The sequence below is a fragment of the Rhodococcus sp. PML026 genome, from assembly GCF_000963615.1.
In the GTDB taxonomy this organism is placed as follows: Bacteria; Actinomycetota; Actinomycetes; order Mycobacteriales; family Mycobacteriaceae; genus Rhodococcoides; species Rhodococcoides fascians.
The window spans coordinates 110,754-136,479 of the sequence record NZ_KQ031365.1 but is presented as its reverse complement, the minus strand read 5'-3'; the positions used below and the strand labels follow the sequence as shown (position 1 = coordinate 136,479).

Here is a 25,726-nt window from a genome sequence, read left to right as displayed (position 1 = left end):
CCCATGACCCGAATCGGCGTTGTACTCCGGCCCGAGATCGCCCCGGAGGCGCTGGTCGACGCGGCTCGCGCAGCCGATGCCGCGGGCGTCGACGAGGTCTGGCTGTGGGAAGACTGCTTCTTCTCCGGCGGGCTGTCCACTGCTGCACTGATTCTCGCGAGCACCGATCGCGTGAACGTCGGCATCGGGGTGTTGCCCACTCCGATGCGGAACGTGGCGTCGACGGCCATGGAGATCGCGACCGTCGCTCGGGTCCATCCGGGCCGGCTCCGCGTGGGACTCGGCCACGGCGTCCAGTCGTGGATGGGCCAGATCGGCGCACGAGTGCAGTCTCCGCTGACGTTGCTCGACGAGCAGATGACAGCCCTCACCGCTCTCCTCGCGGGCGAGAGCGTCACCACGCAGGGTCGGTACGTCTCGCTCGACAATGTGCAGCTCGATTGGCCTCCGCTGCAGGCACCTCCACTGCTCGTCGGGGCCACGGGCCCGAAAACCCTTGCTCTGAGCGGCCGCAGGAGTGTCGGCACAATTCTCACGAGCGAGACGGACCCGGATCAGCTGCGGGCTGCCGTCGGGCATATCGCCGCGGGGTCGGGTCACGACATCGTCGTCTATGTCGCCGTCGGATCCGATTCCGATGCCGCCATGAGCAATCTGCAGCGCTGGATCGATGCGGGCGCGACCACTGTCGTACTCGAACCGTCTGCAGAACAACCGGATCCGACCCCACTGTTCGCGCACGCCGCGTCCTTGACGAAGGAGCTCGGAGCCCGGTAACCAGCAGTCTCACCGAAAGGCTGACACTAGCGCTCCCGCAGATACCGTCCCGCGTCGGCGAACGCGCGTGCTCGACGCGTCAGCGTGGGTGGCGCAGCGGGTTCGCCTCGCCACAGGCGGTAGAGCGTGCTCATGCTGAGGATGAGTCGCTCGGGCGAATCCCAGTGCGCGTAATGGCCGAATTCGGGTGATTTGAGCAGGTTCAGGGCGGCCTCGGTGGAGCCGAGGCCCGCGTCGAAGCACGCTCGTCCGGCCTCGCCGACCCAGGTCCAGTAGCTGCGCACGGCGCGTATTTCGTCGGTGCCGCACAGGGGTCCGTGGCCGGGGACGTACACGTCGGCGTCGAGTTCGAGGAGGTGGTCGAGGGCGTCGATCCAGTTTTGCAGAGGACCGTGCCAGAGCACCGGGGTGGCGTCGATGAAGAGCAGGTCGCCCGCGAACACGACCCCCACGTCCGGGAGGTGCGCGATGAGATCGCCTTCGGTGTGCGCCGGACCGAGGTAGCGCAGGTGTACCGATCGTCCTGCGACATCGATGGTTTCGGTGGTTTCGAAGGTGTGATCAGGCAGGCGGGGCAGCGCCGACGGAAACAGCGCATCGCCGCGAACACGGTCCATGTAGGAGCCCATCGCACCGATCGGTCCCGGCACCCAGCCGACTGCCTTGCCGAAGGACGCGAATGCGGATACACCCTTCGGCGGGGTCTCCTCCTTCATCGCGTGCAGCGACGCCGCACTGGTGGTGATGCGTGCGGAGGCGGGCACGCTGTCGTTACCCCACCAGTGATCACCGTCCGAATGCGTGTTGAGGACCTCGGTGATCGGTGCGGCGGCAACCAACTCGGCCGTGTCGGCGGCAACCCTCTCGGCCCAGTTCACGTCCCAGACGGTGTCGATCAGCATCGACGCCGAGCCGGGTGCCACGACGAGCCCGGTGTTGGTCTGACCCCAACTGCCCGGTGGACGCATGAAGGCCCAGGTGTCGTCGGCGATCTGCTGGTATCCCACCTCGGTGTTTCGCACTGCCACAGGCTATCCGCTGAGCATCTCTTGCAGTCGACCATTCCACTGGCGCTCCGGAAAACATCGACCCAATACTTCCAGCATGATGGGAACAGCGGTGGAGGCGCCGGGCGATGCGCCGAGAACGGCGGCGATGGAGCCGTCCTGCGACGCGATCACCTCCGTGCCGAAACGCAATTGCCCGTTCACGACGATCTGGGCGCGCTGTCCGGCGGGGACCACGGACCAGTCCGACGGATCGGCATTCGGTACGAATTGGCGCAACGCAGCGATCTTCTTGGCTCGGGTGGCCGTCAATTCCGACAGCAGCAGACCTATCAACGGCGTGTTGTTGCCTGCCATCGACAGCAGTGAACCGATGTTGTGCCGGTCGATCGACGTCGGGAAGTCGAGCCACGATCCGTGTTTCAGAAACCGAGGATTCGCGCCGGCGTACGGTCCGAAGAGTATGGACCGCCGCCCGTCGACGATGCGGGTGTCGAGATGGGGCACCGACATCGGAGGCGCTCCGATGGGCGGAGTTCCGTAGACCTTCGCGTCGTGTCTGTCGACCACCTCGGGCCGATCACAACGCAAGAACTGCCCGCTGATCGGTAGTAGTCCATAACCGCGGGCCTCGGGAATCCCTGCTGTGCGCAACAGCTTCAGAGCCCAGCCACCGGCACCGACGAACACGAAGCGCGCGCGCTCGATCGATCGGCCACCGCGCACTCGCAGGGACCAGGATCCGTCCCGTTCCTGACTCATCCCGGTCACCTCCCGCCCGGTCTCCACGCGCGCACCACGTCCACTCATGTCCCCCAGCAACTGCCGCGTCAGTGCACCGAAGTCGACGTCGGTTCCGGTCGCATCTCGGGTGGCGGCCCAGTCGCCTGTTCGTCCCGCCGACACCAGCGGTGCCCACTCGTCCAGTACCGCAGCATCTTCGGTGTACTCCATGGCTCGAAACAGCGGATGCGCGGTCAACGCTCGATGCCTGGCCTGCAGCGATCGGACGTTCTCCGCCCCCTGCACCAGGGTCATGTGCGGCACCGAACGTACGAAGCTGGTGTCGGCCAGCGTCGACCAGAAGCGTCGCGTCACGGCGAACTGCTCGGCGATCGCGACGGCCCGGTCGATATCGACGGAGCCGTCGACTCTCTCCGTCGTGTAGTTGGTTTCGCACAGGCCGGCGTGGCCGGTCCCGGCATTGTTCCACCCGTCGGAGGCTTCCATCGCTACCTCGGGCAATCGTTCGAGGACCCGAATCGACCAGGTCGGCTCCACACGTTGCAGCAGCGTGCCGAGCGTCGCGCTCATCACCCCACCGCCGACGAGGATGACGTCATCCATCGCGCACCCCTTTCTCGTACTAAGTACAAGTCACGCTAACACCGACTCGTACGCATGTATAGTTCTGCCGGTGCCTCGCTTGACCAGGACTGCCGTCGTCGACGCCGCGCTCGAAGTCGCGTACCGACGCGGACTCGACTCGCTCACCATCCGCAAGATCGCCACCGAACTCGGTGTCTCTCCCATGGCGATCTACTGGCATGTGAAGAACAAGGACGAACTGCTCGACGCCATGGGCGACCGCGTCTGCCAGGATCTCGAGATCACCGTCGACCCCACGGCGACGTGGTGGGAGCAACTGCGCACCGTGCTCGAGGACTTCATGCGCGCCTTGCGCGCACATCCCGGAGCAGCGACCATCGTCGTTCCACGAATGCTGTTCTCCCCCAACAGCAGAGCGGCGATGGAGCTCAGCCTGAAACTTCTCGGCGAGGCCGGTTTCTCCCTGTACGACGCCACCCAGCTGGCCCGTCACGGCGTTCGAGTCGCCATTTCGTTGATCACGGAGCCGCTGTTCACGGGTGTCGAAGTCGAGCCGGAGCGTCGGGCACACGTCGAACACGAGGTGGCGGAAACGATGAACTCCCTCAATCCCGACGAGTTTCCCAATATCCTCGCCGCAGCCTCGTATCTGAGCGACGTCAGCGCGCGGACGGCGTTCGAGAAGCTCGGGCTGGACACCTACATCGCCGGTGTCAGGGCGCTGGCCGAGGAGACTGACGTTTCGTCCTGATTACTCGCATCGTCGTGTACATCTTGTCGGGTGGCAAAGTCTCGTCCGCGGGTGCAGGCTTTGCAGAACCGAAATAGTCGACGCTAGGGGTTGTGATGACGGTGCCTGTCCTGCAGAACTACATCGACGGGGCATTCGTGACGCCCTCGGGTACCGAGATGCTCGATGTCGTCAGTCCGGTGGACGAGTCGGTGGTCGCTCGAGCCCCGATTTCCGATGCTGCCGATGTCGATGCCGCAATGTCGGCTGCCGCCAAAGCTTTCGAGACCTGGGGCAAGACGACTCCGAGTGAGCGGCAGAAGGTACTGCTGAAGCTCGCCGATGCCATCGAGGCCCACAGCGACGAGATCGTCGAGGCGCAGAGTCGTAACACCGGTCAGCCGAAGGCCACCATCGCCGCCGAGGAAGTCACCGTCGGAGCAGATCAGATTCGGTTCTTCGCCGGGGCTGCACGGATGCTCGAAGGCAAGTCGGCCGGCGAGTACATGGACGGGTTCACCTCGTACGTACGCCGCGAGCCGATCGGCGTCGTGGGGCAGGTGACGCCGTGGAACTACCCGTTCATGATGGCGATCTGGAAGATCGGGCCTGCCCTCGCGGCCGGCAACACCGTCGTTCTCAAGCCGAGCGACACCACCCCCGAGAGCACCCTGGTGCTGGCGAAATTGTCGAAGGGCATCGTCCCCGACGGTGTGCTGAACATCGTGCTCGGCAACGGCGGCACCGGCGCAGCCATCGTCGAACACAAGAGGCCCGGCCTGGTCTCGATCACCGGTTCCGTGCGGGCAGGCATCGCCGTCGCCGTCGCCGCCGCCAAGCAGCTCAAGCGCGCGCACCTCGAACTGGGCGGCAAGGCACCGGCCATCGTGTTCGACGACGTCGACATCACCAAGGCCGCCGACGGCATCGCCGAGGCCGCGTTCTTCAACGCCGGCCAGGACTGCACGGCGGTCACTCGCGTGTTGGTTCACGAGTCGGTACACGACTCGCTCGTCGACGCACTCGTCGCCAAGGCGAAGACACTGAAGGTCGGATTGCCCGACGACCCCGACACCTTCCTCGGCCCGTTGAACAACGTCAACCACTTCGGCCAGGTCAGCTCCAAGGTCGACGGTATCGGCGCGCACGCCACCATCGTCACCGGCGGAAAGCGTATCGGCGACAAGGGATTCTTCTACGAGCCCACGATCATCACGGGCGTGCAGCAAGCCGATCCCATCGTGCAGGAGGAGACGTTCGGCCCGGTGCTGACGGTGCAGAAGTTCTCCGACGAGGCAGAGGCGATCGAGCTGGCCAACGACGTCGACTTCGGTCTCGCTTCGAGCGTCTGGACGTCCGATCACGCCCGCACGCTTCGCATTTCGGCGGCTCTGGACTTCGGTGCCGTCTGGGTCAACTGCCACATCCCGTTGGTGGCCGAGATGCCGCACGGCGGCTTCAAGTACTCCGGTTACGGCAAGGACCTCTCGGCCTACGGCGTGGACGATTACACCCGCATCAAGCACGTGATGAGCTCGACGGAGACTCTTCGATGACATTCCATCCCCTGGACCCACTCTCGAGCGACGAGTTCTCTACCGTCGCCGAGGTTCTGGGCCGGGAACACGGTGTCGGCGACGGGTGGCGATTCGCCTCGATCGAGATGATCGAACCGTCCAAGTCCGAGGTCGCCGCATTCGATGCGGACGGTACAGTCCCCGCCCGTCGCGCAGTCTCGGTGGTGTTGAACCGCGCCGAGAACAGCACGTTCAAAGCCGTGGTGTCACTGGACAACAGGAGCACCGAATCCTGGACCCACATCCCGGACGTGCAGCCCAACTTCACCGTCGACGAGTGGGAAGAGGCCGACGCGGCGCTGCGTGCACACCCCGATGTGATTGCCGCGCTTGCCGATCGAGGCATCACCGATCTTGATCTGGTGTTCATGGACACCTGGACGTACGGCGAGGCGGTGACGCCCGAGAAATACAAGGGTCGACGCCTGGGCTGGTCCGACACGTGGGTCAAAGCCGCAGAGGGTGCCAATCCGTACGCGGGGCCGGTGGGCGGCTTCCACTGCGTCATCGACGCCAACACGATGGAACTGCTCGAAATCGAGGACACCTACCGTGTCGAGCGGCCGGAGATCATGGGCGAGTACGTGCCCCGCCATATTCCGGAGCGCATCCGGAACGCCAGCAGCCGTCCGCCGCTGAAGCCGCTCGAGATCACCCAGCCGGACGGCCCGTCGTTCGAGCTGGACGGAAACAAGCTGACGTGGCAGAACTGGTCGCTGCGCGTGGGGTTCAACTACCGCGAGGGCATGACGCTGCACGCCGTCACCTACGGCGACAACGGGAACGTGCGATCCGTCGCGAACCGAATGTCGTTCGCGGAGATGATCGTTCCGTATCGTGACCACACCGAGGATCACTATCGGCGCACCGCATTCGACATCGGCGAGTGGGGCCTGGGCTTCATGACCACCTCGCTCGAGCTCGGCTGCGACTGCCTCGGTGAGATCCGGTACCTCGATGCCGTGCTGCACAACAGCAAAGGCGAGCCGTACACGATCACCAACGCGATCTGCATCCACGAGGAAGACAACGCGGTGCTGTGGAAGCACGTCGATCACGACGCCGGGGCAGAGGTGCGTCGGATGCGCCGTCTCACCGTCAGCTTCCACGCCACCGTCGCCAACTACGAGTATCTCGTCTACTGGCGCTTCTACCAGGACGGCAACATCGAGTGCGAGGTGCGCGCCACCGGCATCATGGTCGTCACCCACTTCGACGAGGGCGGCACCCATCCGTCGGGCACGCTGATCGACAATCGCACGTATGCGCCGTACCACCAGCACTTCCTGGTCGCCCGGCTCGATCTGGACATCGACGGCACCGAGAACACCGTCTATTCCAGCCAGACCCAGATGGTTCCGATGGGTCCCGACAATCCGTACGGCCTGGCCCTGACGCAAGTGAACACCCCGCTCACCACCGAGTCCGAGGGCAAGCAGGATTACGACTGGAACACGCAGAAGGCGTGGAAGGTGGTCAACGACAACGTCACCAACGGTCTCGGCACCCGGCCCGCGTACAAGTTGGTGCCCGGCTCGGCGATTCCGGCGATGTTCGATCCGGCGTCGCCGATCTTCCAGCGTTCCCAGGTGATCGGTCACACCGTATGGGTCACGCCCAATTCACCCGACGAGCGTTGGCCCAGTGGCGAGTTCGTCAATCAGAGTGGCGTCGACCATGGCCTCCCCGAGTGGACCGAGAAGAACCGTTCGATCGAGAACACCGATGTGGTGGTCTGGTACACCTTCGGCATCCATCACATCACCAGGCCCGAGGACTGGCCGGTGATGCCGTCCGACACCGTCTCGTTCTGGCTCAAGCCTTTCGGCTTCTTCGACCGCAACCCCTCGCTCGACGTCGCACCATCGGAGCCGAAGCACTGCCACACCGATCCCGGCAGCACCTGTCACTGACTGGCGCGACCCGACGGCAGCGAGGACCGACAACGAAGCGAAGCGGCGCGTAGCTCACCTGAGCTACGCGCCGCTTCGCTGTCCTATGAGCCGAGGTTTAGGAGCTGCGCCGAACCTCGAACTGCTCGCCGACGACAGCAGTCTGCGATTCGGTGACGCAATCCAGGCGTCCGTCCAGACGCAGCGAGACGTTGTACTCACCCGGCTTGAGCGCGAACGTGGTGATCGTGATGCTTGTCGCGTTGTCTTCCACGACGACGCGTGGGCTCAGCGACAGCATGCCGTTGTGCAGGACCTCGCATACCTGACCCGGAAAAACGTTGTCCACATCGACGGTGATGGTTCTGGGGCCGCCCAGAACCTCGATCGTGGGAGTGCTCGACCCTACGAGTCTGAGGTAGCTCTTTTCTCTGCGCACGGTCTCGACTTCCCTGTTTGCATGCTCCACCGGAAGGTGGACGCCCGACACGGTCTCGTTGGTACTTCGTGGCGCGACGGAGGACGGATTGGTATTACACGTCGTCATCGCCGTCCACCCGAGCCTCCCTTTACATCGAACGTGCATCCGTCCGCGTTACCGAAACCGCCGCCGAACAGCACCCCTACAGCCGCAACACCGGGAAATCGCGATGTCATCGGTCAGAACATACCCTCCGGCCTGCAAATCTGCGAAACGGAGACGGTCCAACCTAAGCCTTTACGCATCCTTGCACCCTGTAACAGATCGTGCGACACATTCGAGACCAAATTCATTCGTCCGTATCGAAAGCCCGCTGCTCGGCCAGCTCCGCAGCATGCTCGGCCTTTCGCTGTTTCCGCTGCTTGCGCTTGACGCCCACTACAGCGCCGGCGATCCCCAGCGGTACACCGATAGCCGCCCCGATCCAGACGGACCCGAGATCGCCGCTCACGTAGCGACCGAGCAGCCGTACGAACGCTCCACCCACACCCAGCAAGTACAGAACGATGAAGACCGCAAATCTCGCGCGGAGCCATTGCTGAGCGCTCTGCACTTCGACCCCCCGAGCTCGGGCGTACCCAATTACCACGTAGGAGACAGCAAGGAGAGTGACGATGATCCCGATTGCGATCCATGCCCCGGTGACACCCGCCGCGTACGGCAGGATCGCCGCCGAGATGAACCCAATCCACAGCAAACACTGCAAGCCGACGGCCGAGGCCTCGTTGTAGATGTCGCGTTGCAGTTCGTCGGCGTAGAAGTCGTCGTCCAGGTCTCCCACGAAGCGGGCAGCTTTGGTGAATGCGCTCATGTTCGTTTCCCTTCGTCGTCGCCGAACAGTGTTTCGACTGTCGTGTCGAGTGCTCGGGCCAGTCGCAGTGCCAGGTACACGCTCGGTGCGTAGTCGCCGCCCTCGACGGAGACGATGCTCTGCCGGCTGACTCCGCAGATGGTGCCGAGTTCGGCCTGCGTGATGCGTGCCTGTTTGCGATGCGCGCGAACGTTGTTGGATCCGGGCATGACAAAAAGTCAACTCTGCTTGTCATGAAATGTCAAGCAGTCTTGTCATTCGCTCGCCTTTACCTACTCGTAACGCGAGAAACAGACTCGTCACCGCAGAAAATACCAACGCAATAAGTTGCCTTTACTGTTCGCAATCGCGAATACATCTCCGTATACACACTTTCCGAAAGGGCCGTAGATGCCTGCTGTCTCGAAGCGCATGTCCGTCAAGCGCGTCATGGTCGTTCCCGCAGCACTGGCTGCATTGAGCCTGGTTGCCACTGCATGCGGTAGCAAGGCGAGCGACACCACCACCGCCGAGGGCGGCGGAGGCTCGTCCACCTCGTGTGTGGACACCTCCGGTGACACCATCAAGGTCGGCTCGCTCAACTCCCTGTCCGGCACGATGGCGATCAGCGAAGTGACAGTGCGTGATTCGATCGCACTGGCCGTCGAGCAGATCAACGCGGCCGGTGGCGTCAACGGAAAGCAGATCGAGGTCGTCGCAGAGGACGGCGCATCCGAGCCGACCGTGTTCGCCGAGAAGGCCGAGAAACTCATCAGCAGCGACTGTGTCGCAGCAGTTTTCGGTGGCTGGACGTCATCGTCGCGCAAGGCGATGCTGCCGGTGTTCGAGGACAACGACGCACTCCTCTACTACCCCGTGCAGTACGAGGGCCTCGAGGCGTCGAAGAACATCTTCTACACCGGAGCCACCACCAACCAGCAGATCATCCCGGCCCTGGACTACCTGAAGGAGAAGGGCGTCAAGTCCCTCTACCTGGTGGGCAGCGACTACGTGTTCCCGCAGACCGCCAACCGCGAGATCAAGGCATATGCGGCCGCCAACGGTATCGAGATCAAGGGCGAGGATTACACCCCGCTCGGTTCTACGGACTTCTCCACCATCGTCAACAAGGTCCGCTCCGCCGACGCCGACGCCGTGTTCAACACGCTCAACGGTGATTCCAACGTCGCATTCTTCCGTGAGTACACCAACGCCGGCCTCAAAGCTGCTGACATGCCGGTCATCTCGGTGTCCATCGCCGAGGAAGAGGTGGCGGGAATCGGAGCCGCGAACATCGCGGGCCAGCTGACTGCCTGGAACTACTACCAGACCGTCGACAGCCCGGAGAACACCAAGTTCGTCGCCGACTACAAGGCGAAGTACGGTGCCGACAAGCCCACCTCGGACCCCATGGAAGCCGCGTACACCTCGGTATACCTGTGGAAGAACACCGTCGAGAAGGCAAATTCGTTCGCGGTGGCCGACATTCAGGCTGCAGCCGACGGTGTCAGCTTCGCCGCTCCCGAGGGCGAGGTCGTCATCGACGGCGACAACCACCACATCTCCAAGACCGCCCGCATCGGTGAGATCCGGCCCGACGGCTTGATCTACACGGTGTGGGAGTCCCCCGAGGCCATCGCTCCCGACCCGTTCCTCGAGACCTACGACTGGGCCTCCGACCTCAACTGACCACCACCCATGTGAGTGGAACTTCGTAGCCTGCTACGAAGTTCCACTCACATGCTCCGAAGGAGCTCCCCCATGGACGTCGTGATCGGACAGTTGTTCACCGGCCTGTCGATCGGATCCATTCTCTTGCTCGCCGCCCTCGGGCTCTCACTGACGTTCGGTCAGATGGGCGTCATCAACATGGCACACGGCGAGTTCATCATGGCCGGCTCGTACACGGCCTACGTTGTGCAGCAGATCGTCTCGACCGGCGGTGCATCACTGTTCATCTCGCTGATCGTCGGCTTCCTCGTCGGCGGCGCAATGGGTGTGCTGCTCGAGGTGACGCTGATCCAGCGCATGTACCACCGTCCACTGGACACCCTGCTCGTCACGTTCGGCGTCGGGCTCATCCTGCAGCAGCTCGCCCGCGACATCTTCGGTGCCCCGGCGGTCAACGTCGTCTCCCCGGAATGGCTCAGCGGCGGCGTCGACATTCTCGGTGCCGTGGTGCCCAAGACCCGAATCTTCATTCTGGTGCTGGCGGTCGTCGCCGTTGTCGCACTGTCGATCGCGCTGAAGAAGACCGCCATGGGTCGACGCATCCGCGCGGTGGTGCAGAACCGCGATCTCGCGGAAACGTCGGGCATCTCGAGCCGCAGGACCGACATCTCGACGTTCTTCCTCGGCTCCGGTTTGGCGGGCGTCGCGGGCGTGGCACTGACTCTGATCGGATCCACGAGTTCCACTGTGGGACAGAGTTATCTGATCGACGCTTTCCTGGTGGTCGTCGTCGGTGGACTCGGCCAGATCAAGGGCGCGGTGATCGCCGCCTTCGCACTCGGAATCCTCAACTCGTTCATCGAATACAGCACCACGGCCTCGATCGCGAAGGTCATCGTCTTCGTCCTCATCGTGATCTTCCTCCAGGCCCGCCCGCAGGGCTTGTTCGCCGTCAAGACAAGGAGCCTGGTATGAGCGAGTTCATCGCCAAGCGCGGCGCTCTGCTGGGTTTCGCGCTCGCCGCAATCCTGTTGTTCGCTGTGGCGCCCGCTGTCCTCAGCGACTTCCGGTTGAATCTGCTGGGCAAGTTCATCTGCTACGCAATCGTGGCTGTCGGTATCGGATTGGCCTGGGGCCGAGGCGGAATGCTCACCCTCGGCCAGGGTGTCTTCTTCGGCATCGGTGCCTACATCATGGCCATGCATCTGAAGATCTCCGACGCCGATCTGCGCGGCGACGCGGTACCGGACTTCATGTCCATCGCCGGCATCCGTGAATTGCCCTCGTACTGGCTGCCGTTCACCTCGCCCATCACGACGATCCTGGGCATCCTGTTCGTGCCGGCACTGGTGGCGCTGGTGCTCGGCCTCGGCGTGTTCAAGCGTCGCGTCAAGGGCGCGTACTTCGCGATCCTCAGTCAGGCACTGGCCGCCGCCTTCGCGATCCTGCTCATCGGACAGCAGACCACCGGTGGATCCAACGGGCTCAACAGGTTCCGCACGTTTTTCGGGTTCAACCTCAACGACCCCGCCAACAAGCAGATGCTGTTCTTCATCGCTGCCGGCGTACTGCTCGTGGTCGTCGCCATCACCCGCCAGCTGATGTACTCGCGCTACGGCGAACTACTGGTGGCCGTCCGCGATCAGGAAGAGCGAGTGCGCTTCCTCGGCTACGACCCGGCGAACGTGAAGATCGTCGCGTACGTCGCCGCAGCGTTCTTCGCCGGTCTCGCCGGGGCGCTGTTCGTCCCGATTGTCGGCATCATCTCCCCCAACGACGTCGGCATCGTTCCGTCCATCGCGTTTCTCATCGGCGTCGCCATCGGCGGCCGCACCACTCTGCTCGGCCCGGTTCTCGGCGCGCTCGGAGTCGCGTGGGCGCAGACCACGCTGTCCGAGCAGTTCCCGTCCGGTTGGACGTACGCGCAGGGTCTGCTGTTCGTCGTGGTCGTCGGATTCTTCCCCGCCGGCATCGCCGGACTCTTCGCACTGCGCAAGCGAAAGAAAGAGCCCGAATCGGTCCCCGAGGCCAGCGCGGAACCAGAGAAAGAGCTCGCACGATGATCCATGTCGAAGGCCCGCAGCCCACGTTCGGCGGCAACGCCGGCATGTCCAGTCAGTACCTCGAAGTCCGCGATCTGACAGTCAGTTTCGACGGCTTCAAGGCCAACACCAACGTCGATCTGACGCTGATGCAGGGCGATCTTCGCTTCCTCATCGGACCGAACGGAGCCGGCAAGACCACGCTGATCGACGCCATCACCGGTCTCGTTCCGGCCACCGGCTCTGTCACCAAGTCCGGAGTGGAACTGCTGGGCAAGAAGGTGCATCAGATCGCCCGGCTCGGTATCGGTCGAACCTTCCAGACGGCCAGCATCTTCGAAAATTTGACGGTGCTGCAGAACCTGGACATCGCCGCTGGGTCCGGACGATCCGTGCTGACGATGTTGCGCCGTCGGGCATCGGTTCTGCCGCAGATCGAGGAGGCCCTCGAGACGATCGGCCTGACGGCCCAGAGAGACAAGGCCGCAGGAATTCTGGCGCACGGCCAGAAGCAGTGGCTAGAGATCGGAATGTTGTTGGTGCAGAACGCCGATGTGCTCCTTCTCGACGAGCCGGTCGCCGGCATGAGCCACGAGGAACGTGAGGAGACGGGCCAGCTGCTGCAACGCATCGGCGGTGAACGGACCGTGGTGGTGGTGGAGCACGACATGGACTTCATGCGGATGTTCGCGACCTCGGTGACAGTACTGGCGGCCGGACGCGTTCTGGCCGAGGGCACCGTGGCCGAGGTGCAGGCCGATCCGAAGGTTCAGCAGGTCTACCTCGGCACCGCCGCGGCGGGCGAGGAACTCGAGCACATCGCAGAAGAGGGAGCCGATCATGCTTGAACTGGTCGACGTCAGAACAGGTTACGGCCGCAGCGAGGTCGTTCACGGTGCGTCGCTGACGGTTCCGGCCGACGGTGTCGCGGCGGTGATGGGCCACAACGGTGCGGGCAAGACGACGCTGCTGCGCGCGGCGGTCGGGCTGTTGAAAGTGAACTCGGGCAAGGTCATGTTCGACGGTGAGGACGTCAGTGCGTTGCGGCCCAGCGCCCGCGTCGCCCGCGGACTGGCGTACGTGCCACAGGGCCAGCAGTCGTTCGGTCAGTTGACGACAGCGGAGAATCTGCAGGTGGTGGCCGACGGGCGCAAGCGCGGCAAGGCACTGATCGACGAGGCACTCGACCTCTTTCCGGCGCTGAAGGAATTGCTGAATCGCAGAGCCGGCCTGCTGTCCGGCGGCCAGCGCCAACAGCTCGCCATCGCACGAGCATTGATCACCGAACCGCGGATGCTGATTCTCGACGAGCCGACCGAGGGTATTCAGCCGTCGGTCGTCGCCGAGATCGAGCGCACCGTCATCGAGCTCACCCGCCGCGGCGGTCTCGGAGTTCTGTTGGTGGAGCAGCACATCGGCTTCGCATTGGAATCTGCCCAGAAGTACTACATTCTCGAGGCCGGCCGGATCACGTCCACCGGTGTGGGCGGATCCGATTCCGAGGCCGACGTGCGCGCAGCCATGGCGATCTGACCGGGCGTATCGTGCCGCGCAAGGACCTTCGCGAGAAGGTCTATTCGTCACTGCGCCGGGATCTGATCTCCGGTGCGATCGGCTCCACGGAACGGCTCGGCGAGGAGCGTCTCGCCGAGCTGTACGGCGTCTCGCGCACGCCTGTGCGGGAGGCGCTGGCACGTCTGCAAGCCGACGGTCTGGTCGTGCGCGACGAGGCCGGTCTGCATCCCTATCGTCCCCGGCTCGGCGACCTACCGGATCTGTACGAACTGCGGTCGACTCTCGAGTCCCGCGGAATCACTCGCTCGACGCCGCAGTCCTTCGATCGGGCGGCCTTGTCGGCGTTGGCGGCGACGTGGGCCGGGTTGCGTGCGCACCCACCGGAGACCACCGACGACATGGTCGCCATGGACGAGCAGTTCCATGTCGCGTTGTCGGCCGCGTCGGGCAATGCGGCTTTGACCGAGGCCCTGTGCGCCGTCAACGCCAAGGTGCGGCCCGTGCGCATTCTCGGTGGTCTCGACGCCTCGGCCGTGGTCTCGGCGATCGATGAACATCTCGCGATCGTCGAGCACCTACTGGCCGGGCAGCTGGACACGGCGCTGGATATGCTTGTTGCACATATCGATTCGTCCCGCGACCGAGTGGTCGAGCGCGCCCGTCAGGCCGCGGCACTGGCCGGCGCGGTCCGAATCTGACGCGTCAGTTGGCATCCGACAAGATTCGGTCGATGTCGTCGAGCACGGTTTGTCCGCCCATGGGCCCGACGCCGGTGATCCAGTACGACAGGTCCACCGCATGCGGATTGGGCAGTGTCGCAGCGTTAGCGGTGATCGACGCCGGGATGGCGGCGGGGTCCGACGGGTTGTCGGCGGTGACGACGATCAGGTCCGCGGCCGCCTGAGCCGCGAGCTCGGGCGAGAGGTCGACCGAGATCTCGTCGGCCCATTCCGGCCGCGGCGGGGTGGTGAATCCGGCGCATTCGAGTGTGCTTCCGGCGAACGACGACGGCCCGTACAGGGTCAGCTCACCACTGCGCGGCCTGATCAATTGCGCTGTCTTCCCAGCGGTGTCGCGCTTTTCGGCGATCTGGGCGCACCGGTCGTCGTATGCGGTGAGCAGTTCCTCGGCCTTCGCCTCCTTGCCGAGAACACGCCCGACGAATCGGACACTGTCGCGCCACGGATCGGACTGGGAGGCGATGAACACCGTCGGCGCGATGGCGGAGAGTTGGTCGTAGTACTGCGCGTGCCGAGTCTCCGTCCCCAGAATGAGGTCGGGTTGCGCGGCAGCAATGTCCTCGATGGTCGGTTCGGCCACCGTGCCGACCGTGGCGATGCCGGCCGCTTCCGTACCGAGATAGGCCGGCACACCGGCGGTTTCGCTGAGCACCGCCGTGCCGACGGGCACGATGCCGAGCGCGACCGTGGTGTCGAGTTCCACCGGTTCCAGGGTGACGACCCGCAGAGGATTGTCGGGAACGTCGATCGAGCCTCGAACGGTCTCGACCGTTCGAGTCGCTTCGCCGGCGGACCCGTCGGCGGTATCGGCCGACGAGCATGCCGTCGCTCCTGCCGCCACCGCGAGCGCGGTGATGGCCAACGCTGTCAGACCGAGCTTGAACTGCACCACTTCGAGGGACCTCCGGGTTGAACAATGCGAGACACAAAAAAGGTTAGCCTACCCTCTAGCGCGTTGCGAACCTCGTCCCCGGACGGCGGAGCTACCAGTCGGTAAGATGTGATCGTGACCACTCCACGCATTCCGTCCGGTACCGCACGCACCCTCGGCCCCGTCAACTGGGTCATCTGCAAGGTCATCGCCAAGGGCGCGGGAGTCCCCAACCCCCACCTGTTCACCACTCTCGGTCGAACCGGTGGCCTGTACCGGGCGTGGCTGTTCTACAGCGGCCATCTGATGCCGGGCGGAAAGATCTCCCGCAAGGAATCGGAAATGGTGATTCTCCGGGTGGCGCACCTGCGCGAATCGGCATACGAGATGGACCACCACATCCGCCTGGGCCGTCGAGCCGGCATCGACCGAGACCTGCTCGAGCTGATCATGACCGGCCCGCACGCCCCTGGGCTGTCGACTCGCTACCGCACCATCCTCACTACCGTCGACGAGCTGATCGAGACCAAGACGCTCACCGACGCCACGTGGTCCGAACTGGCGACCCACTTCGACGAACGTCGCCTCATCGAATTCGTCTTGCTGGTCACCCAATACGACGGGCTGGCAACCACATTGGGCACCCTCCGCGTCGAACGCGACTACGGCGACCGGCCGCCACGACGATGAACGAGACACCCGAGACTGCACTGCGCCGCGCTCTGGCGATGATCGAACCGGAGTCGGTGCGCACGAGCGCCCGGATCGACGGCGGCTACGTCGAACTCATGGGCGACGCCAAAGCCCCCAATCCGACGATGGCCAGCCGAGCGATGAACAACCGCGGTGTCGCGGCGATCTACGAGAACATGTGGCGCCCGTTCGGAGTATCGATGATGGGCATCGGCGGGCTGCCCATGTCCGCCGAACGCGCCAAGGCCGTCGCCGAATTGCGGTTACACGGGCCACAGCGAGTCCTGGACGTCGCGTGCGGCCCCGGCAACTTCACCAGGTTCCTGTCGGAGCAGCTGACCGAGGACGGTATCGCCGTCGGCTTCGATATCTCCGAGGCCATGATCGCTCGCGCAGTGCGCGACAATCGGGGGCCGCGTGCGGCATACGTTCGCGGCGATGCGGCCGAACTCCCGTACGCCGACGCGACATTCGACGCCGTATGCTGTTATGCCGCACTGTATCTCGTGCCACATCCACTGCAGGTGGTCGACGAGCTCATCCACGTCCTGCGACCGGGTGGACGCATCGCCATCATGACCAGCTGTGAACTGGGCCTGGCACCGCTGCGTACCGTCGTCGGCCTGGGATCTGCCGCCGTCGGGGTACGCATGTTCCCGAAGGGGCAGTTCACCGAGATGTTCGCTGCTGCGGGCATGACCGACATCGAGCAGGACATCCGCGGTCTCGCCCAATTCGTCAGTGCCACCAAGAATTAGCGCTACCGACCCTGCTGTACCCCCGGCGATGCGAGACCTGACCGTGGTCAAGAACGAACCGGAAGGGCTTTTTACTGATACTTTGGCAAACAGACCGATCAGACTGGGAGCCACGCAGTGACACACGCACCGGACCGTACTCGTATCGAGTTTCCCGATATCTCCTCTCGCACTTGGGAACATCCTTCGGACCGAGCAGCCTTGGTCACTCTTCGTACCCTCAAGGGCTTCGACACGGTGCTGCGAACGCTGTCCGGACTGCTGCGCGAGAGACAGCATCGCCTGATGTACTTGGCCACCGCGGTGCGCGTCGACGAACGCCAGTTCAAGGATCTGAACGATCTTCGAGCCGATTGTGTGCAGATTCTCGGCGCGGAGGAAACTCCGGAGCTGTTCGTGGTTTAGTCGCCGATGGTCAACGCGTTCACCATCGGGATGGATCGACCGTTCATCGTCCTGACCACCGGCATGCTCGACATCATGACCTACGAGGAACAGCGATTCGTCGTCGGCCACGAACTGGGCCACGCCCTGTCCGGCCACGCGGTGTACCGCACCGTTCTCATGCACCTGATGCGCCTCGCCGGCACGGTCGGCTGGGTTCCGGTGGGCGGCTGGGCCTTGCGCGCAGTCATCGCAGGCCTGATGGAATGGCAGCGCAAATCCGAATTGTCTGGCGACAGAGCAGGTTTGCTGTGCGGACAGGACGTGCACACCGCGATCAGCGTGCAGCTCAAGTTGGCGGGCGGCGCACGTATCAGTGAAATCGACGTCGACGCCTTCCTCGCTCAGGCCGCCGAGTACGAGGCCAGTGGAGACCTGCGCGACGGCGTGCTCAAGCTGCTCAATCTCGAACTCCTCTCGCACCCGTTCTCGGTGCTGCGAGCTGCGGAACTGAAGAAGTGGGTCGACAGCGGCGAGTACGCGGCGGTCCTTCGTGGCGACTACCCACGCCGGTCCACCGACCATGAGGCGAAGGTGTCGGAGGAGTTCCGTAACGCGGCCCGCACGTACAAGAACAACTTCGACACGTCGGAGGACCCGCTGATCAAGACGGTCCGCGACATCGGCAGCGGCTTCACCGGCGCGGTCGACGCCGTCGGCAACGGAATCGGCGACGTGGCGTCGGACATCAAGGGCCGATTCGACCACTGGCGAAAGTCCTAGCGCCCCAGAACTAAGCGAACGGCGGCGACCACCGAGGTGGTCGCCGCCGTTCGTCGTTCTACAGCAGAGATCAGAAGTTGATCATGTGGCCTGCGAGGCCGTGGATCGCTTCCTGCAGTGCCTCCGACAGCGTCGGGTGCGTGTGGACGTTGCGGGCCAGCTCGTTGACCGTCAGGTCCCACTTCTGGGCCAGGGTCAGCTCCGGCAGCAGCTCCGAGACGTCCGGTCCGATGAGGTGGCCACCGAGCAGCTCACCGTGCTCGGTGTCGGCGATGAGCTTGACGAAGCCCGTCGCGTCGCCCAGGCCGTGTGCCTTGCCGTTGGCGGCGAACGGGAAGTTCGCGACCTTGATGTCGGATCCACGAGCCTGCGCTTCTTCGCGGGCCTGGTCCTCGGTGAGACCGAAGCTGGCAACCTGCGGCTGGCAGAACGTGGCGCGCGGCATCATGCGGTAGTCGTCGATCGGCAATGTCTCTGCGCCGCCGATGGTTTCGGCAGCCACCACGGCCTGCGCCTCCGCCACGTGGGCGAGCTGGAGCTTGGCGGTGACGTCGCCGATGGCGTAGATGTGCGGGACGTTGGTCTGCATCGTGTTCGTGATGCCGATGGCACCGCGATCGGTGAGCTCGACACCGGTCTTCTCGAGACCGAAGCCCTCGACGCGAGGGGCGAATCCGACGGACTGCATCACCTTGTCGACGGTGAAGGTCTCGCTCTCACCGGACTTGTTGTGCTTGATCTCGACGGTGACCTTGGAGCCGTCGTCGTCGATGCTCTGCACACCCGCGCCGGTGATGACCTTGACGCCGAGCTTCTTGTACTGCTTCTCGATCTCCTTCGAGACGTCCTTGTCCTCGTTGGGGAGCGCGCGATCGAGGAACTCGACGATGGTGACGTCGACTCCGTAGTTCTTCAGGACGTACCCGAACTCCATACCGATGGCACCTGCGCCGACGATGAGAATCGATCCCGGCAGATCCTTGGTCATGATCTGCTCTTCGTACGTGACGACGTTCTTGCTGAGCTCGGTTCCCGGGAGCAGCTTGGTGGTGCTGCCGGTCGCGATGATCGCGTTGTCGAACGTGATCGTCTCGGTGCCGCCCTTGGACAGTTCGACCTCGATGGTGTTGGCATCGGTGAACGTGCCCTGGCCGTCGTACTCGGGGATCTTGTTCTTCTTCATCAAGAAGTGGATGCCCTTGACGCGTCCGTCCGCGACCTTGCGGCTGCGGTCGAATGCTGCGCCGAAGTCGAAGGATGCTTCACCCGAGATACCGAACAGCTTGGCCTCCTTGGTGAAGAGGTGCGCCAGCTCGGCGTTACGGAGAAGCGCCTTCGAGGGGATGCAGCCCACGTTGAGGCACACACCGCCCCAGTACTTCTTCTCGATGATGGCAGTGCTGAGTCCGAGTTGTGCCGCGCGGATAGCAGCGACGTACCCACCGGGACCGGCTCCGAGGACAACGACGTCATAGTGTGAGGTCACGAGTCCCCAGCGTAGTCGTGCCCTCCGACACTGTCTCGACCTGGTCTTCGTTACCAGCCGGTAGCCTCGCACGCGTCCTGCACCCGACCGCACGTGTGCTGCTAGAACTGTGCCATGGCTTTCTCGGACGACCCGTACCTCTGGCTCGAAGACGTCACCGGCGACGACGCACTCGCGTGGGTACGCGAGAAGAACGAGGTGACGATCCAGGCGCTGGCAGGCGAGCGTTTCGACGCCACCGTGGCGGGTGTACGCGAGATTCTCGACACCGATGCGCGGATCCCGTACGCACGCAGGCGCGGGCAGTTCCTCTACAACTTCTGGCGCGACGCCGAGCACATCCGCGGGGTGTGGCGGCGCACCACGATGGACGAGTACCGCACGGACGAACCCGCATGGGACGTCCTGCTCGATCTCGATGCCCTGGCCGCCGACGAGGGCGAGAACTGGGTGTGGGGCGGCGCTCAGGTACTGCGCCCCGACCAGCTGCGCGCTCTGGTGACGCTGTCCCGAGGCGGTGCCGACGCGACGGTGGTACGCGAGTTCGATCTCGACTCCCGCACGTTCCGCGCTGCGGAGGACGGCGGTTTCACGCTGCCCGAGGCCAAGACCGACATCGGCTGGATCGACGCCGACACCGTGTTCGTCGGCACCGATTTCGGACCGGGGTCCCTGACCGAATCCGGCTATCCGCGGATCACCAAGAGATGGCACCGAGGCACCCCGCTCGCCGACGCGGAGACCGTCTACGAGGGCGAATCCCAGGACATCTCGATCTCCGCGTGGCACGACCGCACGCCGGGATTCGAGCGCGACTTTGTGCAGCGGTCCACCGACTTCTACAACTCCGAGACCTACGTGCTCGACGGTATGGCGGTGACCCGCATTCCGACGCCGACGGACGCATCGACGTCGGTCCACGAGAACTGGCTGCTGGTTCGGACGATGACCGAGTGGACCTACGACGGTGTCACCCATCCGGCGGGCGCTCTGCTCGCGGCCGACTTCGACGAATTCATGAGCGGCACAGCATCTCTGACGGTTCTGTTCACTCCCGACGAGCACACATCCCTGCATCAGTACGCCTGGACCGAGAATCATCTGCTGCTGGTGACGCTGCAGGATGTCCGCACTCGTCTGCATGTGCTCACCCCTCGTGCGCGTTTTGCGTACCTGGAGGGGCGCAAAACGCGCACGACGGAGTGGGACACGGCCACCGTCGACGGGCTGTCGGAGTTGGCGTCGACCGAGATCATCGGTACGGACGCCGAGGAGAACGGGGACGAGTTCTTCCTCGGCTCCTCGGGTTACCTCACCCCGGCCACGCTGTTGGTCGGCACGGTCGGCGGCGCGCTCGAGGTACTGAAGCAGGCTCCCGCCTTCTTCGACGCGGACGGCATGACGGTGCAGCAGTTCTTCGCGGAGTCGGACGACGGCACCGCGATCCCCTACTTCGTCGTCCGACGCGGCGACGCAGGCCCCGGCCCGACACTGCTGTACGGCTACGGCGGCTTCGAGATCTCGATGACGCCCGGCTACAGCGGAGCGATGGGTCGAACGTGGCTCGAGCGCGGCGGCACCTACGTCGTTGCCAACATCCGCGGCGGCGGCGAGTACGGACCGTCCTGGCACACCCAGGTGTTGCGAGCGGGCCGGCATCTGGTCCACGAGGACTTCGCCGCGGTCGCGCGCGATTTGGTGGCCCGAGGGATCACCACCGCCGACCGCTTGGCCGCCCAGGGCGGCAGCAACGGCGGCCTGCTGATGGGCATCATGGAAACGAAGTACCCGGAACTGTTCGGGGCGTTGGTATGTCAGGTCCCGCTACTGGACATGAAGCGGTACCACCTGTTGCTCGCGGGAGCGTCCTGGGTGGCCGAGTACGGCAACCCCGACGACCCCGCCGAATGGGAGTTCATCTCGCAGTACTCCCCGTACCAGAACGTCGTGGCCGCGTCCGAGCGGAAGTACCCACCGATACTCATCGCCACGTCCACCCGAGACGATCGAGTCCATCCCGGACACGCGCGCAAGATGGCTGCGCGGCTGGCCGAGCTCGGTCAGGACGTGAGCTACTACGAGAACATCGAGGGCGGCCACGGTGGGGCGTCGGACAATGCGCAGCTGGCGTTCAAGACCGCACTGACGTACGAGTTCCTGTGGCGGCACCTCGAGAGCCGGTGATGTCAGTCGGCCAGAGCCTGCTCGAACATCGGCCAGGAATTGTGGAGATCGTCCTGCCAGTATCCCCAGGAGTGCGTGCCGCGTTCCCGTAGCTCGAAATGGGCTGGGATGTCCAGCTTTTCGAGCGCGCTCTTCAGTCGACGGGTGCAGTCGCCGGTGGCGACCTCGATGGCACCGCCCACCACCATCTGGTTCAGCAGCACGAAACCGGGGCCGTTGGGGTTGGTTCCGTCGAAGGTGTCCGATGCCCCCGCCAGGCCACTGCCGTTGGAGATGTACAGCGCGGTGCCGCGCAGCTTGTCGGCGTTGACGACGGCGTCGTTACGCACCCAGTCGGGGTCGTCGTCCGCGCCCCACATGTTCTTCACGTCGGCTCCGAGCGCCATCGATACAACGGTCTTGACGTACGCGCGGCCCAGCGGATCGGTGGTCGAGGCGCAGCCGCTGTAGGAGCCGACCGCCCGGAAGAGACCGGGGTTGTGCGCCGCCAGATTGAGCACCGACGTAGCAGCCATCGAGATTCCGGCAATGACGTTGCGGCCGTTGGTCTTCAGCAGCTGGTCGACGAGTGGAGGCAGTTCGCGGGTCAGGAAGGTCTCCCACTTGTTGCGGCCGAGCACGCGATCGTCGTGCTGCCAGTCCGTGTAGTAGGAATAGGCCCCACCGACGGGAGTGACCACATTGACGTTCTTGTCCGCGAAGAACGACACGACATCGGTCTGGGTGTACCAGTCCATACCGTCCACCCCACCGCCCGCGCCGTTGAGCAGGTACACGGTAGGGCTCGGTTCCGCACGGTCCGGCGATCGAAGAATCTTCAGGGGGATGATCCGCTCCATCGCGGCCGAGTACACGAACGCCGTCATGGCGACGGCATCGGTCTCCTCCGTACGCACCACGTACGACGTCGACGCGTCGGGCGCGGCGAGGGCCGTGCCCTGCGCGGCCGACGCAGCGATACACGCGGCCACGAGCACAGCCCTACCGATCCGACGAGCTGTAGCCCCCAGGCCGTTCATACACGTGCTCGCTATCTTCGGCAGAACAGAAGTTGAGTCACTAGCGTTGTACACCAGAACGGGCGCGGAGTTGGAACTTATCGCATGAATTAGTCCAAACGACCGTATCGTTCGGCACGGGGTTGTGTCAGCGGTGCATCCACCGCTCGACCAGGTCGGCCACCGCGGTGGGATTGCGGATCCACCCGTTGTGGCCCAGCGGCTCGTCGATGTGTTCGGTGGTGATGTCGGCGTTGGCAAGCTTGGCCGTCAGATTCTCCATCGAACCCTTGGGGGCCAGATCGTCGCCCTCGATGGTCACTGCCAGCACCGGTAGGGTCAGCCGGCCCATCCGTTCCTCGTAGTCGATGTCGGCACCGGCCGGCTCGATCGAGCCCGTTCGGGCGAACCTCGACCAGTCGTCGATCAACACTCGTGATTGACGACCGAATCCGCCGACCCCGATGCGGTCCCCCGGCCAGAACCCGGCGATGTTGCTGGTGATCGCCATCGCCGCCGCGCCGAAGTAGAGCGGGACCCCGCGAGTGGTGCCGAAACCGCGGTGGTACGGCGACCCGGATGCCACCAGGATCAAGCCACCGAGCCTGCCTCGAATTCGGGCGGCGTACATCGCGCCCAGTTGTCCGCCCATACTGTGGCCGAGCAGATACGGGGTTGCGGCGGGGAACTGCTCGCGCACCACCTCGAAGATCGCCGGAAAGTCGACCGAGACCAATTCCTGATATCCGTACCTGCTCGACGAACTCGGCTTCGGCTTACTGTCCCCCTGGCCCCGAAGATCGCCGATCGCAGCATGGAATCCGCGGGCGACGAGCGCTTCGGCGAACAGCCGGTAGTAGCCGCCGGGGATGCCGAGACCCGGGAGAACGACGATGACGGGCGCATCGTCTCGGCCCTCACTCGGAAACAGCGTCACCGGCACCGTCGAACCGTCGGGCATCTGAATCGGAACCGTCTGCATCGGCCAACCCTATGACGGTGCGACCGCACCTTCCCCAGGGCACTACCTCACAGGATGATCGGGTGGTAGCTACCGGTCGACCAGCTGAACCAGAACAATTGACTGTTGATGAATCCGACTACGGCTTCGAGCATGGTGCCCCCTCTACTACCGTCGATACCGAGCGCATCGACGATGAGGCTCAGGTCTACCCGGTCGGCGGCGAATCATCAACCGCTGGAGGATATTTCGGTCGAACGAATGACACTTCGAAACCACGAAAGCCGGGCCCGACGGTATGTCGGGCCCGGCTCCGGGGTCGCGCTTCAGCTGGGAAGCGTGCCGGGGATGTTGACGACCGAACCTGTTCCTTCGGAGCTGCCGACAGCGAGCAACTGCAGCAACAGCGAGAGAAATTCCATCAAAACTCCTTCGAGAGAGGGGGATTCGCCGCCGACGCGGCGTCGCGAGCCTTACTGTTCATCGATTCGGCTCCGGTCGGCCGTCCAGGCCGAGGCCTACGGCGCGGAGCCGGGGATGTCAGTCGGAGGAAGAACTGATACCCGAGAAGAGCTGGATGAAGATTGCCAAGAGGTCACCGAGTTCAGCGGACATGCGACAGGCTCCTTGTTGTTCGAGGGATGTGCAGATCGAACGTGACGGTCGTCACTCGATTACCTCTGCATGAAGATTTCTACCCGAACGGATAACGTTTCGTACACGCATTGGCATCGAAAAGTCAGAAATCTTGGTGAGCTGTCACAAAACGGTCACAGAGACGAAAAGTCGCGGCCGCCCCCGACAGCGACCGCGACTCGTAGACCGACGAATTACGCGGCGCTACCCGACGTCAGCACGCCGACGATCTGCTCGACGATCGCGTCGACGATGCCGTCGTAGACTCCGGTTGCAATGTCGGTGATGAACTGCGCAGCTGAACCCATGAGAACTCCTGATGCTCGTCTCTTCGTACAGCCGTAGGTAATACGGCCTACCACTTTCCTACCGCAACCATCGGCGCGGTGCACAACGCGGCACGAACTCGCCGCTCGGATACCGAAGCGACGCAGGACGTTCACCGAGCAGACCCCGGTAAGTAGCCCAGAATTATTCTCCGAGCACGTCTTTCGCGCGACCGACGAGCAACGGGTCTGTTTCGCCCACGATCTCGGAGTCCTTGTTGGCGTAGTCGAACTTGTTGAGCACGAACCGCATCGCGTTGATCCGCGCGCGCTTCTTGTCGTTGCTCTTCACCACGGTCCACGGTGCTACGTCGGTATCGGTGGCGCGGAAGTTCTCTTCCTTCGCAGCGGTGTACGCATCCCACTTGTCCAGTGACGCAAGATCCATCGGCGACAGTTTCCACTGCCGTACCGGATCCACCTGCCGGATCGCGAAGCGAGTGCGCTGCTCGTGCTGCGACACCGAAAACCAGAACTTGGTCAAGCTGATGCCCTCGTCCACCAACATCTGCTCGAACAGCGGTGCCTGCCGAACGAACTGTGCATGCTGCTCCTCGGTGCAGAACCCCATGACCCGTTCGACACCGGCACGGTTGTACCAAGACCTGTCGAACATCACAATTTCGCCGGCCGCAGGCAGATGCCCGATGTACCGCTGGAAATACCACTCCGTCGACTCCCGCACCGACGGCTTCTCCAACGCGACGACGCGTGCGCCGCGGGGGTTGAGGTGCTCCATGAACCGCTTGATCGTGCCGCCCTTACCGGCGGCGTCGCGACCCTCGAAGATGATGACGTGGCGTCGTCCGGTGTCCTTGGACCACATCTGCAGCTTGAGGAGTTCGATTTGCAGCAGCCGCTTTTCGAGTTCGTACTCGGCGCGGGTCATACGCTCGTCGTAGGGGTAGTTCTCCCGCCACGTGTCGACGACGTGACCGCCCGGGACCGTCAGCAACACCGGGTCGTCGTCATCGGAGTCGTCGACGACGAACCCCGAAGTATCGGCAAGATCCACGGCGGTCGTGATGTCCCGCACGTCGCTGAGATTCTTGCGTGCAGCCACGCCGTTGCGGAGATCGAAGTCGGTCATGCGCC

General features: G+C 64.0%; 23 protein-coding genes and 1 pseudogene. 14 read left to right on the top strand and 10 right to left on the bottom strand.

Annotation, left to right across the window (positions count from 1 at the left end):
• Positions 1–3: 3 nt before the first annotated feature.
• Entirely contained in the window at positions 4–777 is a 774-nt protein-coding gene (locus VF34_RS00685) for an LLM class flavin-dependent oxidoreductase (protein WP_032373729.1), read from the top strand.
• A gap of 26 nt (positions 778–803) precedes the next feature.
• Here the strand turns inward: VF34_RS00685 and VF34_RS00680 are convergent, their stop codons facing one another.
• Both VF34_RS00680 and mqo read right to left on the bottom strand, forming a co-directional pair.
• Positions 804–1,799, bottom strand: a complete 996-nt coding sequence (locus VF34_RS00680) for an MBL fold metallo-hydrolase (protein WP_230593385.1) — start codon at positions 1,797–1,799, stop codon at positions 804–806.
• Positions 1,800–1,808: 9 nt separating this feature from the next.
• Positions 1,809–3,131: a malate dehydrogenase (quinone) gene (gene mqo / locus VF34_RS00675; protein ID WP_052053131.1), complete on the bottom strand. Its 1,323-nt coding sequence runs from the start codon at positions 3,129–3,131 to the stop codon at positions 1,809–1,811.
• Between the two features lie 70 nt (positions 3,132–3,201).
• Between mqo and VF34_RS00670 the strand changes: the two genes are divergently transcribed.
• From VF34_RS00670 to VF34_RS00660, 3 genes are all read left to right on the top strand, one after another.
• Entirely contained in the window at positions 3,202–3,864 is a 663-nt protein-coding gene (locus VF34_RS00670) for a TetR family transcriptional regulator (protein WP_052053132.1), read from the top strand.
• Positions 3,865–3,959: 95 nt separating this feature from the next.
• Positions 3,960–5,399, top strand: a complete 1,440-nt coding sequence (locus VF34_RS00665; RefSeq protein ID WP_032373727.1) for a gamma-aminobutyraldehyde dehydrogenase — start codon at positions 3,960–3,962, stop codon at positions 5,397–5,399.
• Positions 5,396–7,333, top strand: a complete 1,938-nt coding sequence (locus VF34_RS00660) for a primary-amine oxidase (RefSeq protein ID WP_032373726.1) — start codon at positions 5,396–5,398, stop codon at positions 7,331–7,333. Before VF34_RS00665 ends, VF34_RS00660 begins: the two co-directional genes overlap by 4 nt.
• Positions 7,334–7,430: 97 nt before the next feature.
• On the opposite strand, the gene VF34_RS00655 is transcribed toward VF34_RS00660, so the two are convergent.
• From VF34_RS00655 to VF34_RS00645, 3 genes are all read right to left on the bottom strand, one after another.
• A complete protein-coding gene (locus tag VF34_RS00655; RefSeq protein WP_052053133.1) occupies positions 7,431–7,859 on the bottom strand; it encodes a hypothetical protein in 429 nt (142 codons plus the stop codon).
• A 223-nt stretch (positions 7,860–8,082) separates the two neighbouring features.
• Positions 8,083–8,604, bottom strand: a complete 522-nt coding sequence (locus VF34_RS00650; RefSeq protein ID WP_032373725.1) for a hypothetical protein — start codon at positions 8,602–8,604, stop codon at positions 8,083–8,085.
• Complete coding sequence (locus tag VF34_RS00645; RefSeq protein WP_027498412.1) at positions 8,601–8,813, bottom strand: helix-turn-helix transcriptional regulator; 213 nt, start codon at positions 8,811–8,813, stop codon at positions 8,601–8,603. Before VF34_RS00645 ends, VF34_RS00650 begins: the two co-directional genes overlap by 4 nt.
• 181 nt (positions 8,814–8,994) lie before the next feature.
• On the opposite strand from VF34_RS00645, the gene urtA reads away from it, so the two are divergent.
• The 6 genes from urtA to VF34_RS00615 all read left to right on the top strand — a co-directional run bounded on the left by urtA (position 8,995) and on the right by VF34_RS00615 (position 14,509).
• On the top strand, positions 8,995–10,272 hold the full coding sequence (gene urtA / locus VF34_RS00640; RefSeq protein WP_032369802.1) for an urea ABC transporter substrate-binding protein: 1,278 nt from the start codon (positions 8,995–8,997) through the stop codon (positions 10,270–10,272).
• Between the two features lie 72 nt (positions 10,273–10,344).
• The gene (urtB, locus tag VF34_RS00635) at positions 10,345–11,229 is read left to right on the top strand and encodes an urea ABC transporter permease subunit UrtB (RefSeq protein WP_027498414.1); all 885 of its coding nucleotides are present in this window, start codon (positions 10,345–10,347) and stop codon (positions 11,227–11,229) included.
• Entirely contained in the window at positions 11,226–12,317 is a 1,092-nt protein-coding gene (urtC, locus tag VF34_RS00630; RefSeq protein WP_027498415.1) for an urea ABC transporter permease subunit UrtC, read from the top strand. Before urtB ends, urtC begins: the two co-directional genes overlap by 4 nt.
• Complete coding sequence (urtD, locus tag VF34_RS00625) at positions 12,314–13,144, top strand: urea ABC transporter ATP-binding protein UrtD (protein ID WP_027498416.1); 831 nt, start codon at positions 12,314–12,316, stop codon at positions 13,142–13,144. Before urtC ends, urtD begins: the two co-directional genes overlap by 4 nt.
• Positions 13,137–13,829: an urea ABC transporter ATP-binding subunit UrtE gene (gene urtE / locus VF34_RS00620; RefSeq protein ID WP_032373723.1), complete on the top strand. Its 693-nt coding sequence runs from the start codon at positions 13,137–13,139 to the stop codon at positions 13,827–13,829. Before urtD ends, urtE begins: the two co-directional genes overlap by 8 nt.
• An 11-nt stretch (positions 13,830–13,840) precedes the next feature.
• Positions 13,841–14,509 (top strand): GntR family transcriptional regulator, encoded by a 669-nt coding sequence (locus tag VF34_RS00615; RefSeq protein ID WP_045840633.1) that lies wholly within the window; start codon positions 13,841–13,843, stop codon positions 14,507–14,509.
• A gap of 4 nt (positions 14,510–14,513) precedes the next feature.
• On the opposite strand, the gene VF34_RS00610 is transcribed toward VF34_RS00615, so the two are convergent.
• A complete protein-coding gene (locus tag VF34_RS00610; RefSeq protein WP_082079112.1) occupies positions 14,514–15,443 on the bottom strand; it encodes an ABC transporter substrate-binding protein in 930 nt (309 codons plus the stop codon).
• A 108-nt stretch (positions 15,444–15,551) separates the two neighbouring features.
• Between VF34_RS00610 and VF34_RS00605 the strand changes: the two genes are divergently transcribed.
• The 3 genes and pseudogenes from VF34_RS00605 (at position 15,552) to VF34_RS00595 (ending at position 18,040) form a co-directional block, all read left to right on the top strand.
• Positions 15,552–16,112 carry a carboxymuconolactone decarboxylase family protein gene (locus VF34_RS00605; RefSeq protein WP_032373720.1) on the top strand — a complete coding sequence of 187 codons (561 nt, stop codon included), beginning with the start codon at positions 15,552–15,554 and terminating at the stop codon, positions 16,110–16,112.
• Positions 16,109–16,873, top strand: a complete 765-nt coding sequence (locus VF34_RS00600; RefSeq protein WP_045840632.1) for a class I SAM-dependent methyltransferase — start codon at positions 16,109–16,111, stop codon at positions 16,871–16,873. The genes VF34_RS00605 and VF34_RS00600 overlap by 4 nt, the downstream gene beginning before the upstream one ends.
• 117 nt (positions 16,874–16,990) lie before the next feature.
• A pseudogene (locus tag VF34_RS00595) lies at positions 16,991–18,040 on the top strand (M48 family metallopeptidase).
• 70 nt (positions 18,041–18,110) lie between these two features.
• On the opposite strand, the gene lpdA reads toward VF34_RS00595, so the two are convergent.
• Positions 18,111–19,526 (bottom strand): dihydrolipoyl dehydrogenase, encoded by a 1,416-nt coding sequence (gene lpdA / locus VF34_RS00590; protein WP_032365160.1) that lies wholly within the window; start codon positions 19,524–19,526, stop codon positions 18,111–18,113.
• 114 nt (positions 19,527–19,640) lie between these two features.
• Between lpdA and VF34_RS00585 the strand changes: the two genes are divergently transcribed.
• A complete protein-coding gene (locus tag VF34_RS00585; RefSeq protein WP_045840631.1) occupies positions 19,641–21,710 on the top strand; it encodes a prolyl oligopeptidase family serine peptidase in 2,070 nt (689 codons plus the stop codon).
• Positions 21,711–21,712: 2 nt separating this feature from the next.
• Here the strand turns inward: VF34_RS00585 and VF34_RS00580 are convergent, their stop codons facing one another.
• The 3 genes from VF34_RS00580 to ppk2 form a co-directional block, all read right to left on the bottom strand.
• On the bottom strand, positions 21,713–22,729 hold the full coding sequence (locus VF34_RS00580; RefSeq protein WP_032373716.1) for an alpha/beta hydrolase: 1,017 nt from the start codon (positions 22,727–22,729) through the stop codon (positions 21,713–21,715).
• Between the two features lie 127 nt (positions 22,730–22,856).
• Entirely contained in the window at positions 22,857–23,690 is an 834-nt protein-coding gene (locus VF34_RS00575; protein WP_027498426.1) for an alpha/beta hydrolase family protein, read from the bottom strand.
• A 1,086-nt stretch (positions 23,691–24,776) separates the two neighbouring features.
• Complete coding sequence (ppk2, locus tag VF34_RS00570; protein WP_045840630.1) at positions 24,777–25,721, bottom strand: polyphosphate kinase 2; 945 nt, start codon at positions 25,719–25,721, stop codon at positions 24,777–24,779.
• Positions 25,722–25,726: the final 5 nt, after the last annotated feature.